This window comes from Lentzea sp. HUAS TT2 (genome assembly GCF_051853195.1).
Taxonomy (GTDB): Bacteria; Actinomycetota; Actinomycetes; order Mycobacteriales; family Pseudonocardiaceae; genus Lentzea.
The window spans coordinates 3,127,459-3,141,195 of record NZ_CP196667.1 but is presented as its reverse complement, the minus strand read 5'-3'; the positions used below and the strand labels follow the sequence as shown (position 1 = coordinate 3,141,195).

Sequence of the window (13,737 nt, the reverse complement as noted above, 5' to 3'; positions counted from 1 at the left end):
CTACCTGCGCACGGGCGGCTACGAACAGCCACAACCCCGCAACGCAGCGGCCAGCACGTCCAGCGCGGGCCGGACCTCGCTCTCCGCTGGACGGCTGCTCGCGGACATGAACGAGAACACGAGCACCCGTCCGTCCACGTCGACGACCATGCCGGCGAGCGCGTTGACCCCGGTGAGCGTGCCGGTCTTGGCCCGCACCCAGCCCTTGCCCGGCGCCGCGGTCCCGCCGTACCGACCGGCGAGGGTGCCGCTGCCGCCCGCGACCGGCAGCGCGGTCAGCAACGGCCGCAGCTTCGCGGTGCGGGCGTCGTCCAAAGTGGGCTTGGCCGCCGCGCTGAGCACGTCGGTGAGCAGCTTGGCCGGGATCTTGTTCGTCGCGGACAACCCGCTGCCGTCGACGAAGGTCGCGGTCGTGAGGTCGAACCCGTTCTTGGTCAGCACGTCCCGCACGGCCTTCACGCCGCCCGCGAACGAGGGCTCGTTGCCGGTCTTGATCGCGATCTCGCGCGCGACCGCCTCGGTCAGCACGTTGTCCGAGATCTGCATCATGTTGTCGACGAGCTGCTCGATCGGCGCCGACTTGATCTCGCCGAGCACCGCCGCGCCCGCGGGGGCCGAGCCCGCCGTGGCTCCAGGGGCCCCGATGCGCTGGGCGAACGCGTCCGCCGCCGCCTGGGCAGGGCTGCCGGTGCGCACGCCGTTGACGTTGGACTGGTCGACCCGGCCGCCGTCGAGCATGAACGGCACGATCGGCGCGACCGAGCCGCCCGCGATGTCCGCGGACTCCCACTGCGGCCCGAGCGCCTCACCGGTGTACCGGCTGAGGTCGAACTGGACCTTGGTGACCGGTCCCTTCGCCTTGACCTGGCCGACCAGGTCGTCGAGCGTCGCGGCGCCGGGGTAGACCGACTTGCCGGGTGTGCCGGAGATCGTCGGGTCACCACCGCCGACGATCACCACGGTGCCGGGCTCCGCGCCCTGGACGACCTTGGTGCTCAGCTGGTCGGTCCGCTCGAGGCTGAGCAGGGCCGCGGCGGCCGTGAGGATCTTGAGGCTCGACGCGGGGGTCGCGGGCGTGGTGTCGCCCTGCTGCCACAGCGCCGTGCCGCTGGCCGGGTCGATGACGCTGCCGGTGAGCGTGCCCAGCACGCCGTTGGCCGCCGGTCCGGCCAGCGCCTGCTTCACGCCGGCGGCGGTCGGTGCCGGTGCTCCCGCAGTGACGGGTTTGACCAGCGGCTGGACGTTCGCGGGAGCGGCGGGCGGCTTGGTCTCGATCGCCTTGGTGCCGCCGAACTCCTGGACCGCGTAGAGCGTGGCGCCGGCCAGCGCCGCGACGACGAGCAGGCTCAGCACCGCGAAGAGCGGCTTGCGGCTCCTGCGCGGCTCGTCGGTGGCGAGACGGTCCTCCGGTTCCTCCTCGTAGCCGGTGACGGGGAGGTCCTGGCGCTGCGGCTGCGGCTCCGGCCGGGCAGGCGGGGGCGGCGGCACGGGACGAGGCTGCTCCTGGCGCGGTTGCTCCTGGCGCGGCGGTTCCTGGCGCTGGAGCTGGTCGACGCGCTTGCTCTGCTCTGGCCGCGCCTGTTCCGGACGCGCCTGCGGCTGACGCTGCTCAGGCCGCGCGGGCTGCTGGTCCGGCCGCCCCTTCTGGTCGAACCAGGACGGCTCGGAGTGCGGCAGCTGGTCGACGCGCGCGGTCTTGGCGTTCGGGACCGAGAGCTCCGAGGTGCGCTGGTCCGGCCGCGGCACGACGCGGGTCTGCTCGCCCTTCGGCTCGATCCGCACCGGGACCGCCCGAGGTTGGCCGACTTCTGGACCAATCGCCCCGTGAGACTTCCCACCACCGCTCCCGCCGGAAGGGCCGCCGGAACCGCCGGAAGCGGTCGTTGGCACACCCGACGGGGAATGTCCGGCGCCCGCACCGTTCGGGGCGGAACGGACCGGCGACGAGCGCAGCGGCTCCTGAGTGGACGGTGCCGACAGCACGGCGGCGAGCGGGAAACGCATCGTCGGCTGGTCGACGCTCGGGCGGTTGACCTGCACCGTTGACTGCGAGGCAGCGGCGACCGACTCGGCGTCGTCGTCCTCGGTCGGCCACTGGGGGTCGTCCGGCAAGAGAGCCTCCGTCAGCTCGGTACGGGCAATCTCACACCCACCAACCACCGCTCCGATGAGGGTTGACAAGGCGTTGTGGTCCACACTAGTGGGCATCACGAATGGGCTACATGAGCGAGGACCAGTGGAATTCGACGTCCTGATCGAGATCCCCAAGGGCGTGCGCAACAAGTACGAGGTGGACCACAAGAGTGGCCGCATCCGCCTCGACCGCACGTTGTTCACGTCGACGCAGTACCCGGCCGACTACGGGTTCATCGAGAACACCCTGGGTGAGGACGGCGACCCGCTGGACGCCCTCGTCCTCGTCCAGGAGCCGACGTTCCCCGGCTGCCTGATCGCGGCCCGCGCGATCGGCATGTTCCGCATGACCGACGAGAAGGGCGGCGACGACAAGGTTCTGTGCGTCCCGGCCTACGACCCGCGTCACGAGCACCTGCGGGACATCCACCACCTGGCGGAGTTCGACCGCCTGGAGATCCAGCACTTCTTCGAGGTCTACAAGGACCTGGAGCCCGGCAAGAGCGTCGAGGGCGCGAGCTGGGTGGGCCGCACCGAGGCCGAGGCCGAGGTCAAGCGCTCCTACCAGCGTCTGAAGGACGCCGAGGCGCGCGGCGAGACGTTCCACTGAGAACGCACCGCTGAGAACGACGAAAAGAGGGGCCGCGCTGAGCGGCCCCTCTTTCTCGCTACCTGTGGAGACTCAGACCGCGATGGCCTCGGCGTCGGCCACGCGCTCCAGGCCGGACCTGGTCGACAGCGGCTTCTCGCGCAGGAACCACACGAGGACGAACGCCGCGATCATCACGATGCCGCCGGTCAGGAAGACCGTGTCGATCGCGCTGGAGAACCCGTCGAGGAACGGCTTCGCCAGCACCGGGTCGAGGCCGTTGAGGAACTCGGTGTTGTTGATGTCCACACCGGCCCCGCCGCCGCCCTGCAGCATCTTCGCGAACTCCGGGTTCTGCCCCAGAGCGATCTTGAACGCGTCGGTCTGCGCCGCGGCCCGCAGGCCTTCCGCGATCTTGTCGCCGACCGTGGTGAACAGGATCGACAGGAACACCGCGGTACCGACGGTGCCACCGATCTGGCGGAAGAACGTCGCGGAGGCGGTCGCCACACCCATGTCACGCGGCTCGGCGTCGTTCTGGATCGCCAGCAGCAGCGTCTGCATGCACTGGCCGAGGCCCGCACCCATGATGAACATGTAGATCATGACCAGCCAGCTCGGCGTGTCCGTGCCGATGGTGCTGAGCAGGAACAGCGCGACCGCCATCAGTCCGGCGCCGATGATCGGGAACACCTTGTAGCGCCCGGTCTTCGACGTGACCTTGCCGGCGATCGCGGTGGCCGACATGATGCCGAACGTCATCGGCAGCAGCATCAGGCCCGACACGGTCGGCGTGACGCCCTTGACGATCTGCAGGTACAGCGGGATGGAGACCATGCCGCCGAACATGCCGATGCCGAGCACGAAGTTGATCGTGTTGCCCAGCGAGAACGTCTGGTTGCGGAACATCCGGATCGGCAGCAACGCCTCGTCGCCCATGCGGTTCTCGACCCACACGAACGCCACCAGGCCCAGCACACCGATCACGTACATGGCGATCGACGTCACGGACGCCCAGCCCCACTCGCGGCCCTGTTCGGCCACGATCAGCAGCGGCACCAGGCCGACGGTCAGCGCGATGGCGCCACCGAAGTCGATGCGGTGGTTGACCCGCTGGTGCGGGATGTTCAGCACGCGGGCGACGACGAACAGCGCGAGCAGCGCGATCGGCACGTTCACGAGGAACACCCAGCGCCATCCGGTGACACCGAGGAACGAGCTCATCCCGGCGAACACGCCGCCGATGACCGGCCCGAGCACGCTGGCCGAACCGAACACGGCCATGAAGTAGGCGGAGTACTTGCTGCGCTCACGCGGCGAGATGATGTCCGCCATGATCGCGAACGCGAGCGACATCAGACCGCCGGCGCCGAGACCCTGCACCGCGCGGAACGCGGCCAGCTCGTACATCGACGTCGCGATGCCCGAGAGCAGCGAACCCACCAGGAACAGCGAGATCGCCGCGAGGTACATCGGCTTGCGCCCGTAGATGTCCGACAGCTTGCCGTACAACGGGGTCGTGATGGTCGCGGTGATCAGGTAGGCGGTGGTCGCCCACGCCTGCAACGTCTGTCCGTGCAACTGGTCCGCGATGGTCTTCATGGCGCTGGCGACGATCATCTGGTCCAGCGCCGCGAGGAACATGCCCAGCAGCAGGCCGGACAGGATCGTCATGATCTGGCGATGCGTCAGGGAGACCCCTGGCGTGGGTGTCGCATCGGTCGTGGTTGACATTTCTAGACTTCCCCTCCTGCGCGGGTCCCCGTCCCGCGTTCGGTCAAAAGCGCCGGAATCGTGCGCTCGTAGTCCTGGACGAAGCGTTCGAACAGGTCCGCGAAGCCCTTGAGGTCTTCATCGGCCCAGTCCGCGAACACCTGCTGGATCGCCTCGTTGCGTTGCCGGCGTCGGTTCAGGATCAGCTCGCGGCCCGCTTCGGTGACCGCGAGAACGCTGGCCCGGCCGTCCGCCGGATCAGCACGCCTCTCGACGAGCCCGTCCTTCACCAGTCCGGCCACCTGCCGGCTGATCGTGGACGGGTCGGAGAGCACCGCCTCCGCGAGCGCACTCGAGCGGCACTCTCCGAGTCCGGAGAGCGTCGCGAGGAGCACGAAGGCGGACTTGTCCATGCCCTGCTTCGCCATCTGGTGGGCGACCTGGGCGTGCATCTTGTTCATGCGCACCATCGCCATCCCGACTCGGTCCGCGAGCTCGTGCTCGGGATCGATGCCGGCTCCGAGGCACCTGCCCGGATCGACCATCTGACACCTCGTTGCTTGTATCACCCAACTAGTTGCTCGGTACAAGCATCCATCTCGGTCCACCGAAACGCAAGTGAGTTCCGAGTCTCACTCCACAGTGGAGTGGTACGGGCGCGCCGAGTAGTTGTTACCGATGGGTAGCCGCCTGGGTTACTCGCCGGTAGCATCCGTCTCATGAGCCAAGACGTGTCTTTCATCGCCGACGCCATGAAGCAGGCGGTGCCCTACGTGAAGACCACGGGCATCGAGTTCGAGGAGGTCTCGGCCAGCCGCATCGTCGCGTCGCTGCCGGACACCCCGGAGCTGCACAACCACATCGGCGGCCCGCACGCCGCGATGATGTTCGGCCTCGGCGAGTCCGCGTCCGGCGCCGTCGTGATGGCCGCGTTCGCCGCGCACCTCGGCAAGGCCACGCCGCTCGCCGTCCGCGCGGAGATCGCCTACAAGAAGATCGCGATGGGCCCGCTGCGCGCGGAGGCCGTGCTGGGACGCTCCGCGGACGAGGTGCTGGCCGAACTGGAGGCCGGTACGCGGCCCGAGTTCCCGGTCACCATCACGATCACCAACGCCGAGGGCGTGACCACCGGCGAGATGACCGTCGTCTGGACTTTGAAGCCCGTGCGCTGAACTGGGCGTCTCCGTATTTCAGTTCGGAATCCCGGTGAACCGATCCGATCGAAATACGTAACCTTGGCCACACCGCGTCGCGGGTGCAGTATGCGGGGTTATGTCGGGGTGGAGAAGTGTGGGCGGGGTCGTGCTGGTCCTGCTCACCGCGGGTTGCGCCGCGCAGGTACAGCAGTCGAGGCCCGTCGCCGTGGAGAAACCTGCCGACGACGTGCCGGTGACGGCGTCCTCGTCGTCGGCGGCGATCCCACCGGCCCAGCTGGGCATCAGCGTGGCGTCGATCGTCGACGGCCGTTCGGTGATGCTCTCCGACGGCTCGAAAGCCGAGGTCAGCGGCCTCGCGCAGCCGGGACCGTGCTGGGCTGAGGCCTCCGGCGCGTTCGCGAAGGCGATGCTGCTGGGCCAGCAGGTGCGCTTCGACCGCACGACCGGCGCGCTCAGCCTCGCGGACGGCACCGACTACGCGTTGCTGGCGCTGGGCAACGGTGCCGGACGCACCGCGGGCGCCCCGACGCCGGGACAGCGTGAGGCCGAGGGGGCCGCGCAGCGCGTTCCGATGGGGCTGTGGGGAGCGCCGTGCGGGGGCAAGGACACCCTCGAGACCTCCACTCCCCCGCCGCCTCCGCCTCCACCGCCGCCCGTGACGACCACGACGACGAAGCCGCCGGCCCCGCCCAAGCCGAAGCCCGTCTTCTTCGCGAGCTGCGACGAGGCCCGCAGGGCAGGCGCGGCACCGCTCTACTGGGGCCAGCCCGGCTACCGCGTCGAGCTCGACGAGAACCGCAACGGCATCGCCTGCGAGTCGCGCTACCGCTGACCGGCGGGCAATAACCTCTACGGCATGAAGCTGGACAGCGCTGCCGTCGTCTACACCCCCGGCGAGGCCGGGGCCATCGCGAAGCGGGCGGAAGACCGGGGCTACGACGGGTTCTGGCTCGCCGAGACCAAGCACGACCCGTTCCTCGCGCTGGCCGGTGCCGCCGCGGCGACCGAGCGGATCGAGCTCGGCACGGCGATCGCGGTGGCGTTCGCGCGCAACCCGATGACCGTCGCCACCACGGCGAACGACCTGCGGCTGCTGTCGAACGGCCGCTTCAACCTCGGCCTTGGCTCGCAGGTCGAGGCCCACATCACCAAGCGCTTCTCGATGCCGTGGAGCAAGCCGGCCGCGCGCATGCGCGAGTTCGTGCTGGCGATCCGCGCGATCTGGCACGCCTGGGAGACCGGTGAACGGCTGGCGTTCCGCGGCGAGTTCTACAAGCACACGCTGATGACGCCGTTCTTCGACCCAGGCCCGAACCCGCACGGCACCGCGCCGATCTACCTCGCCGGCGTCGGCGGGCTGATGACCGAGGTGGCGGGCGAGGTCGCGGACGGCTTCCTGTGCCACAACTTCACGACCGAGCGGTACCTGCGCGAGGTGACGCTGCCCGCGTTGGAACGCGGCCGCGCGAAGGCCGGGAAGACGCTGGAGGGCTTCGAGATCAGCGGCCCGGTGTTCGCCGCGACGAACGACGAGGAGGTCGCGGACGTCAAGCGGCAGATCGCGTTCTACGGGTCGACGCCCGCGTACCGGCCGGTGCTGGAGCTGCACGGCTGGGGCGCGCTGCACGAGGAGCTGCACCGCATGTCACGGCGGCAGCAGTGGGCGGAGATGAGCGAACTGATCACGGACGAGGTGCTGGCCGAGTTCTGCGTCCTCGGCACACCGGAGACCGTCACGGACGCGCTCCTGGCGCGCTACGGCGACGTCGTCACCCGGATCTCGCCGTCAGGGGACGTGGTTCAGCGACCCGGGAAGTGACTCAGGCCGTGGCGGGCCAGCTCGGCGTGGAAACCGTCGAGCTCGGCGCGCACCCTGGCGACACCCCTCTTGCGGATCCACCTGCGTCTGCCGACGTTGGCGGCGGTCAAAGCGAACGGTAGGGCCAGCACGGTCAGGACCAGCATCCAGATCACGTCGTCTCCTCAGGGGGTTGCGAACAAGCAACGACCAATCGAGACGTTGCTTACGGTACCGGCTCGAACGCCACCCAGGTGGAGCAAAGTCACCGACAGCAACCCGGTTCTTGACTAATTTTGTTTTCGGTGTGACGCTGGCGCCATGTTCGAAGTGGCGGTGATCGAGGATCCTTCCGCGGCCGAGGTGTCGCTGGACCCGGTGCGGGCGCGGCTGCTCGCGGAGCTGGTGGAGCCCGGATCGGCGACGATGCTCGCCGCGAAGGTCGGGCTGCCCAGGCAGAAGGTGAACTACCACCTGCGCACGCTGGAGCAGCACGGCCTGGTGGAGCTCGTCGAGGAACGGCGCAAGGGCAACGTGAACGAGCGCCTCATGCAGGCGACCGCCGCGTCCTACGTCATCTCCCCGACGGCGCTCGCGGCCGTGCAGCCCGACCCGGCGCGCTCGCCCGATCGGTTGTCCGCGCGGTGGCTGCTGGCCGTCTCGGCCAGGCTGGTGCGCGACGTCGGCACGTTGCTCACGGGCGCGACGAAGGCGAAGAAACGGCTCGCGACCTTCGCGCTGGACGGCGAGGTCCGCTTCGCCACCGCGGCGGACCGCGCGGCGTTCGCCGAGGAGCTCGCGGGGTTCATGACGCAGCTGGTCGCCAAGTACCACGACGAACAGGCAGAAGGAGGGCGTCCGCACCGAGTCGTCGTCGCCCTGCACCCGAGCGTGATCGCGTCCAAGGAGGAAGAGTCGTGACCCACGAGTTCGAGATCAGCAAGGAAGTCGAGGTCGACGGGACCCCGGAACAGGTCTGGGAGGCCATCGCCACCGGACCGGGCATCGACTCGTGGTTCATGGGCCCGCACACCGTCGACGGGCGCGTGGGCGGCCGCATGACGCTCGACCTGGGCTTCTTCCAGGAGTCCTCGACGATCACCGCGTGGGAGCCCGGCAAGCACCTCGCCTACTCGAGCGACAAGGGCGAGGACGGCACGTTCCACGCGATGGAGTACCTGATCGAGGCCCGTGACCAGGGCACGACCGTGCTGCGGTTCGTGCACACCGGCATCCTCGCCGACGGCTGGGGCGACGAGTTCGTCGACCAGCAGTCGAAGGGCTGGGACATGTACCTGTTCACGATGGCCGAGTACGTCAAGCACTTCGCGGGCAGGCCGGGGACCTACGTGTTCGGCCAGTGGCCGGAACAGCCCGAAGGCGCGAACAACTGGCCGGTGCTGTTGAAGGCGCTCGGCATCCCGGCGGACGCGAAGGTCGGTGACGAGGTGACCATGGAGCCGTTCGGCATCACCGGCGTCGTCGACTACGTCGTCCACCACGACCTGCACAACTTCCTCGGCGTGCGCGGCCCCGAAGGCATCTACCGCTTCCACGGCACCAACGCCATCGGTCACCACGTCTTCGGTGACGCGACCGGCCAGGCCGAGAAGTGGCAGGCGTTCCTGACTCAGACGCTGGGCGGGCAGACCTCGTAGACGTAGTCCGTGTGCCCGTACGGCACCACGTTCCGGTCGCGGCGGATCACCGAGACTCGTCCGCCGCGATCGGCGCAGGACTTCTGGAAACCCTCGTCGGTGTACTCGATCTGGAAGAAGTCGTTGCCGAACGCCTCCGCGTAGGACCCGCACTGGTTCTGGGCCTGGCAGTCCTCGGTGATCGCGAAGTCGAAGCCGATCTCCTTCTTGCCGGCGCTGCCCAGTTCGGCGGTGTTCTTCTGCGCGACGGCGAGACCCTGTTCGTGCGCGAACCTGACGAACGCCTTCATGAACTCCTTGGTGGCGTTGAGGTCGAACGCACCCTCGACCTTCGTGTAGGAGTCGAGGTTGTCCGGCTCGACGCCCTTGAACATGGACGTCTTGCAGTCCTTGATCCACTTCTTCTGGATCTCGAGGATCCTGGCGCGCTTCTCACCGGTGGAGATGTCGAGGATGCCCTCCTCCCACTCCGGGTCGATCGCGACCTCGCCGTTCGCCTTCTTGACCAGCAGGTCGGCGTGGTTCTTCCGCCACCAGTCCAGGCCGCCCTCGGCCTCGTTCGGCTGCGTCTGCAGGGCGTTGAGGTAGCAGATGTTGTAGCGCCGGCCGTCGATGATCTTGCTGCGGTCGCGCACGACGATCTTGACCGGCACGTCCGGCTGGTAGGCGCCGCCGAGCTGGTAGTCGAGCTGCCCTCCGGCGGGCGGTAACTCACGTGGCGGCAGGTCCGGCTCGCTCGAGCAGGAGGTGACCAGCAGGAGCAGGGCGGCCACCGCCGCGGCGGTTTTCATGCGCGGCAGTCTGTCACTCGCGGAATAGCGCAGGCGTAACACCCAGGAGACTCCATCGCTCATAAATGAGATTTAGCTTCCGGCATGTGAAAAATCGGTCGCTCTTCCTGCAACTCCTCGTGGCCGTGGTCGCCGGCGTGCTGGTCGGCCACTTCTTCCGGGCGTTCGGCGCCGACCTGAAGCCGATCGGCGACGGCTTCATCAAACTGATCAAGATGGTGATCGCACCACTGATCTTCTGCGTGGTGGCCACGGGCATCGCGAAGGTCGGGGACCTGCGCGCGGTAGGCCGCATCGGCCTGAAGGCGCTGATCTACTTCGAGGTCGTGTCGACGGCCGCGCTCGCGTTCGGCCTGCTCGTCGGCAACGTCGTGCGGCCCGGCGACGGCATGGACGTCGATCCGTCCACATTGGACGCCTCCGCGGTGGACGCGAAGACGCAGGGCGGTCACCTCCCGGGCGTCGTCCAGTTCCTGCTCGACCTCATCCCCTCCAGTGTGGTGGACGCGCTGGCGCGCAACGCGTTGCTTCAGGTGCTGCTGTTCTCGGTGCTGTTCGGCTGCGCGCTCGCCCAGCTCGGCGAACGCGGCAAACCCGTGGTGGACCTGATCGAACGCGTCAACCTGGTGTTCTTCGCCGTCCTGGGCTACATCATGAAACTGGCGCCCCTCGGCGCGTTCGGCGCGATGGCGTTCCTCGTCGGCCAGTACGGACTCGGCTCGCTGCGCACGTACGCGTGGCTGATCCTGGCGTCCTACGGCGCCGCACTGCTGTTCTGCGCTTTGCTCGGCGTGATCGCGTGGGTGTTCGCACGCGTCAACATCCTGCAGTTCCTGCGCTACGCCAAGGAAGAGTTCCTGCTGGCACTCGGCACCGCGTCGTCGGAAGCCGTGCTGCCGCGGATGATGGTGAAGCTGCAACGCGCGGGCTGCGCCCCCACGTCCGTAGGCCTCGTGCTGCCGACCGGGTACTCGTTCAACCTCGACGGCGCCTCGATCTATCTGTCCCTGGCCACGGTGTTCTTGGCGCAGGCACTCAACATCCCGCTCGACCTCGGCGACCAGCTCACGATCGTGCTGGTGCTCGTGCTGACCTCCAAGGGCATGGCGGGCGTACCCGGCTCGGCGTTCCTGGCCCTCTCCGCCACCGTCGCCGCGGTCGGCTCGATCCCCGCCGCCGCGGTCGCGTTGCTGCTGGGCGCCGACCGGATCATGGACTCGATGCGGGTCTTCACGAACCTGCTGGGCAACTGCGTGGCGACGTTCGTGGTGTCGCGCTGGGAAGGCATGCTCGACTCCGAACAGATGCGCGCGGTCCTCAGCGGCCAGGAAGTGGTGGAGGACGCCGAAAGCCGGGTCTAGTTACGCCGTTGGGCGGCCATCACCTGTTGCCACGCGGGTATGCAGTTCTCATGCGGTGGCTATTGCTGATCATCCTGCTGACCGGCTGTTCCGCGCTCCCCCTGGCACCCCCCGGCCCGCAGGTGGACCGGGTCCCGGCGGGCACCCTCGACGCCGTCACCGCGCGCACGTCGCTCGCGGCCCTGCCCGTCGCCGCCCCAGGCCGCCTGGACGGTTACGTGCGCGACTGCTCGGACGGCAAGGCGTGCGTGTTCGGCCAGCCCTGGTTCGACACCGACGGCGACGGCTGCGACCAGCGAAGCCAGGTCCTGGCCCGCGACCTGACCGAGGTGGAGCGCAAACCGGGCCGCTGCGGTGTCCAGGCGGGCAACCTCGACGACCCGTACACGGGCACGCGGGTCAGCGGTACGTCGAAGATCCAGATCGACCACGTGGTGCCGCTGGCCGAGATGTGGCGCAGCGGTGCCGCGGCGTGGGCTCCCGAGCAACGCCTGGCCGCGGCCAACGACCTGCGCAACCTCGTGGCGGTGTCGGGGAAGGTGAACCAGTCGAAGAGCGACAAGACGCCCGACGAGTGGATGCCGCCCAATGCCGGGTACGCGTGTTCGTACGGGCGGATCTATGTGACGGTGAAGGCCGCTTATGCGCTTTCCGTGGCGCCGGCGGAACGTGCGGCGCTGGAGCAGGCACTCACCACGTGCGGTTAGCGGCCCTCGGGACGCTGATGCGCGAGTTCGAGGACATTGCCGTTCTGGTCGGTGACCTCGGCGTGGAAACTGCAGTTCTCGACGTAGACGACCAGGTTCTCCACCCCTTCCGCCCGATCCGCGTCGGTCGCGTGGGTGGAAACGTGGAAGGCGAGCTCGTCACCGACGTAATCGGTGCGGATGCGGAGCCCTTCCCCGCGCCGCAGCCAGTAGTCGTAAGCGAGCGGTTCCAGCCAGACGACGAGCCACTCCGTGGAGTCGTTCTGCACTTCCATGACGGCCATGGCACCAGCGTAGATATGCGGAAGGGCCAGGTCAGCGAATGACCTGGCCCTTCCGTCTCACCGAGCCGCCTATCGGAATCGAACCGATGACCTGCTCATTACGAGTTTCCCAGTGTTCGTGTTGAGTGCTGACGGGTAGTACCGCACCGGTCTGATTGATCCTGTTCAGGCCGGTGCGACTGCCGTCCGGTGCCGTTGACGATCAGCTCGTTTCGGAGCGTTCGGGCACACAATGGGCACACTTTGCGAGCCCCTATCTCGTCCCCGCTGACCAGCACGGATGCCGCCCCGCAGACGGCGAACCAGAGTGCGATTCCTCGGAAGTCGATCGGTCGTACCGTTGTCTCGACCGCGTGCAGCAACGACCGGAAGACACCGGCTGCCGGTCTGACTACGGCGTCCACAGGATCGGCCCGGTCGCCTTCACGAGCCGAGGCGCGAGGCGATCGCCAGGAGCAGGAACGCCCAGCAGCTCTTGAACCACATGCGCCAGTGAACCTGTGCGCTCCCACACGATGCCGGGCGGCTCATCCCCATCGGTGCGCAACGCCATCGCGTCGTCCTCATCGCGAACGCGGACGGCGTCGATCCATCCGCCTGGCCAGACTCGGTAGCCGTCGACCTGTGTTGGCACGCCCTCGACCTCGTCGCGGTGGACGAAGGTCCAGCCCGCATCTCTGATCGCAATGAGCGCAGCAAGTGTCGGAAAGGCGCGGATCGCCGCGTCGTCGCTCATGCGGCATCACTCGACGCCCGGACGCGAACACCCGTCGCCACAACCAGTTCGGGCAATGGGTCGCCGTTCACGCGGTGGACCACGCGCTGCCCGGTGAATGCTCGTCGACCGTGCAACCAGCGGTGGTTGTCCAGGACGTAGCCCTGCCCGGCAGTCAGCCTGATCTCGAACGCGTGGCGGTCGATCACGTTCCGCAGCACTGGAATCCAGCGGTCGACCTCGGGCGCGAACTGAGCAAGCTCGTCGAGCCGAAGTCTGACAGCGATCCGGCCGCCGCCGTTGTCGCTGAAGATCGAGCTGAGGTACCCAGCCGCGCCGCCGAACAAGACGGAGCGCGGAGTACTCAAGGCGGTGAGCGCTTCAGGCTCCGACTCGGCGAGATCGTCGTACACGGCCTGACCGTCGATGAGCACGCACTCGCCGCCGGCCGTCGCAGCCTGCGAGCAGCTCATCATCAGCAGCGCGGGCGGATGCGGAACGCCTGAGCGATCGGTGTGCGGGTTGAGCGCACAAGCGCTGAAGCCTGCGAATCCGCTGCGCACGATCGACTCACCAAGGTCAGCGATCGTGGTGACGCCATCAGGTCCGCTGTCCCGGTGCGGCACGACGATGGCGATCGACTGCGCGAGCCTGAGCAGGTCCTGGGGGCCGTCGAGACCGTCGACTACAGCGAGTCCCTGCTCAGCGATCAGCTCGACCAGGTTGGCGGAGTCCGCGTTGACGCGATACGGCTCGATCATGGCGTCTACCTCCCGAAACGACTCGTCTACGGGATCAGCAGAACGCTGTTCTGTCCATCACGTCCAGTGA

At 68.3% G+C, this 13,737-nt stretch carries 16 protein-coding genes; 8 read left to right on the top strand and 8 right to left on the bottom strand.

Features of this window, described 5'->3' with window-relative positions:
• Positions 1 to 18: 18 nt before the first annotated feature.
• Positions 19 to 2,112 (bottom strand): D-alanyl-D-alanine carboxypeptidase/D-alanyl-D-alanine endopeptidase, encoded by a 2,094-nt coding sequence (gene dacB, locus ACSHWB_RS15760; protein WP_439662768.1) that lies wholly within the window; start codon positions 2,110 to 2,112, stop codon positions 19 to 21.
• 124 nt (positions 2,113 to 2,236) lie between these two features.
• Between dacB and ACSHWB_RS15755 the strand changes: the two genes are divergently transcribed.
• The gene (locus tag ACSHWB_RS15755) at positions 2,237 to 2,743 is read left to right on the top strand and encodes an inorganic diphosphatase (protein WP_439662767.1); all 507 of its coding nucleotides are present in this window, start codon (positions 2,237 to 2,239) and stop codon (positions 2,741 to 2,743) included.
• A 72-nt stretch (positions 2,744 to 2,815) separates the two neighbouring features.
• Here the strand turns inward: ACSHWB_RS15755 and ACSHWB_RS15750 are convergent, their stop codons facing one another.
• Both ACSHWB_RS15750 and ACSHWB_RS15745 read right to left on the bottom strand, forming a co-directional pair.
• Complete coding sequence (locus ACSHWB_RS15750; protein WP_439662766.1) at positions 2,816 to 4,456, bottom strand: MDR family MFS transporter; 1,641 nt, start codon at positions 4,454 to 4,456, stop codon at positions 2,816 to 2,818.
• Positions 4,457 to 4,458: 2 nt separating this feature from the next.
• Positions 4,459 to 4,980, bottom strand: coding sequence for a MarR family winged helix-turn-helix transcriptional regulator (locus ACSHWB_RS15745; RefSeq protein WP_439662765.1), 522 nt, complete (start codon positions 4,978 to 4,980; stop codon positions 4,459 to 4,461).
• A gap of 174 nt (positions 4,981 to 5,154) precedes the next feature.
• Between ACSHWB_RS15745 and ACSHWB_RS15740 the strand changes: the two genes are divergently transcribed.
• The 3 genes from ACSHWB_RS15740 to ACSHWB_RS15730 all read left to right on the top strand — a co-directional run bounded on the left by ACSHWB_RS15740 (position 5,155) and on the right by ACSHWB_RS15730 (position 7,411).
• Positions 5,155 to 5,607, top strand: coding sequence for a DUF4442 domain-containing protein (locus ACSHWB_RS15740; protein WP_439662764.1), 453 nt, complete (start codon positions 5,155 to 5,157; stop codon positions 5,605 to 5,607).
• A 118-nt stretch (positions 5,608 to 5,725) separates the two neighbouring features.
• On the top strand, positions 5,726 to 6,424 hold the full coding sequence (locus ACSHWB_RS15735; RefSeq protein ID WP_439662763.1) for an excalibur calcium-binding domain-containing protein: 699 nt from the start codon (positions 5,726 to 5,728) through the stop codon (positions 6,422 to 6,424).
• A gap of 24 nt (positions 6,425 to 6,448) precedes the next feature.
• Complete coding sequence (locus ACSHWB_RS15730; protein ID WP_439662762.1) at positions 6,449 to 7,411, top strand: TIGR03617 family F420-dependent LLM class oxidoreductase; 963 nt, start codon at positions 6,449 to 6,451, stop codon at positions 7,409 to 7,411.
• Here the strand turns inward: ACSHWB_RS15730 and ACSHWB_RS15725 are convergent.
• Positions 7,393 to 7,566 carry a hypothetical protein gene (locus ACSHWB_RS15725; RefSeq protein WP_439662761.1) on the bottom strand — a complete coding sequence of 58 codons (174 nt, stop codon included), beginning with the start codon at positions 7,564 to 7,566 and terminating at the stop codon, positions 7,393 to 7,395. The two genes, ACSHWB_RS15730 and ACSHWB_RS15725, sit on opposite strands and share 19 nt — an antisense overlap.
• A gap of 145 nt (positions 7,567 to 7,711) precedes the next feature.
• On the opposite strand from ACSHWB_RS15725, the gene ACSHWB_RS15720 reads away from it, so the two are divergent.
• Both ACSHWB_RS15720 and ACSHWB_RS15715 read left to right on the top strand, forming a co-directional pair.
• Entirely contained in the window at positions 7,712 to 8,311 is a 600-nt protein-coding gene (locus ACSHWB_RS15720; RefSeq protein WP_439662760.1) for an ArsR/SmtB family transcription factor, read from the top strand.
• Positions 8,308 to 9,048, top strand: a complete 741-nt coding sequence (locus tag ACSHWB_RS15715) for an SRPBCC family protein (protein ID WP_439662759.1) — start codon at positions 8,308 to 8,310, stop codon at positions 9,046 to 9,048. Before ACSHWB_RS15720 ends, ACSHWB_RS15715 begins: the two co-directional genes overlap by 4 nt.
• Here the strand turns inward: ACSHWB_RS15715 and ACSHWB_RS15710 are convergent.
• Positions 9,021 to 9,839 carry an endo alpha-1,4 polygalactosaminidase gene (locus tag ACSHWB_RS15710; RefSeq protein ID WP_439662758.1) on the bottom strand — a complete coding sequence of 273 codons (819 nt, stop codon included), beginning with the start codon at positions 9,837 to 9,839 and terminating at the stop codon, positions 9,021 to 9,023. The two genes, ACSHWB_RS15715 and ACSHWB_RS15710, sit on opposite strands and share 28 nt — an antisense overlap.
• A gap of 86 nt (positions 9,840 to 9,925) precedes the next feature.
• Between ACSHWB_RS15710 and dctA the strand changes: the two genes are divergently transcribed.
• Complete coding sequence (gene dctA / locus ACSHWB_RS15705; RefSeq protein ID WP_439662757.1) at positions 9,926 to 11,200, top strand: C4-dicarboxylate transporter DctA; 1,275 nt, start codon at positions 9,926 to 9,928, stop codon at positions 11,198 to 11,200.
• Between the two features lie 50 nt (positions 11,201 to 11,250).
• Positions 11,251 to 11,907, top strand: a complete 657-nt coding sequence (locus tag ACSHWB_RS15700) for an HNH endonuclease family protein (protein WP_439662756.1) — start codon at positions 11,251 to 11,253, stop codon at positions 11,905 to 11,907.
• Here ACSHWB_RS15700 and ACSHWB_RS15695 read toward each other — a convergent pair.
• The 3 genes from ACSHWB_RS15695 to ACSHWB_RS15685 form a co-directional block, all read right to left on the bottom strand.
• Entirely contained in the window at positions 11,904 to 12,191 is a 288-nt protein-coding gene (locus ACSHWB_RS15695; RefSeq protein WP_439662755.1) for a hypothetical protein, read from the bottom strand. The genes ACSHWB_RS15700 and ACSHWB_RS15695 overlap by 4 nt on opposite strands.
• A gap of 391 nt (positions 12,192 to 12,582) precedes the next feature.
• On the bottom strand, positions 12,583 to 12,927 hold the full coding sequence (locus ACSHWB_RS15690) for a hypothetical protein (RefSeq protein ID WP_439662754.1): 345 nt from the start codon (positions 12,925 to 12,927) through the stop codon (positions 12,583 to 12,585).
• Entirely contained in the window at positions 12,924 to 13,667 is a 744-nt protein-coding gene (locus tag ACSHWB_RS15685; protein ID WP_439662753.1) for a TauD/TfdA family dioxygenase, read from the bottom strand. Before ACSHWB_RS15685 ends, ACSHWB_RS15690 begins: the two co-directional genes overlap by 4 nt.
• Positions 13,668 to 13,737: the final 70 nt, after the last annotated feature.

What these genes read in the sequence shown, in the direction of transcription:
- ACSHWB_RS15710 (WP_439662758.1), bottom strand. Translation starts at nt 9,839, where the DNA reads ATGAAAACCGCCGCGGCGGTGGCCGCCCTGCTCCTGCTGGTCACCTCC.
- ACSHWB_RS15750 (WP_439662766.1), bottom strand. Translation starts at nt 4,456, where the DNA reads ATGTCAACCACGACCGATGCGACACCCACGCCAGGGGTCTCCCTGACG.
- ACSHWB_RS15695 (WP_439662755.1), bottom strand. Translation starts at nt 12,191, where the DNA reads ATGGCCGTCATGGAAGTGCAGAACGACTCCACGGAGTGGCTCGTCGTC.
- ACSHWB_RS15700 (WP_439662756.1), top strand. Translation starts at nt 11,251, where the DNA reads ATGCGGTGGCTATTGCTGATCATCCTGCTGACCGGCTGTTCCGCGCTC.
- ACSHWB_RS15730 (WP_439662762.1), top strand. Translation starts at nt 6,449, where the DNA reads ATGAAGCTGGACAGCGCTGCCGTCGTCTACACCCCCGGCGAGGCCGGG.
- ACSHWB_RS15745 (WP_439662765.1), bottom strand. Translation starts at nt 4,980, where the DNA reads ATGGTCGATCCGGGCAGGTGCCTCGGAGCCGGCATCGATCCCGAGCAC.
- ACSHWB_RS15685 (WP_439662753.1), bottom strand. Translation starts at nt 13,667, where the DNA reads ATGATCGAGCCGTATCGCGTCAACGCGGACTCCGCCAACCTGGTCGAG.
- ACSHWB_RS15690 (WP_439662754.1), bottom strand. Translation starts at nt 12,927, where the DNA reads ATGAGCGACGACGCGGCGATCCGCGCCTTTCCGACACTTGCTGCGCTC.
- ACSHWB_RS15720 (WP_439662760.1), top strand. Translation starts at nt 7,712, where the DNA reads ATGTTCGAAGTGGCGGTGATCGAGGATCCTTCCGCGGCCGAGGTGTCG.
- ACSHWB_RS15740 (WP_439662764.1), top strand. Translation starts at nt 5,155, where the DNA reads ATGAGCCAAGACGTGTCTTTCATCGCCGACGCCATGAAGCAGGCGGTG.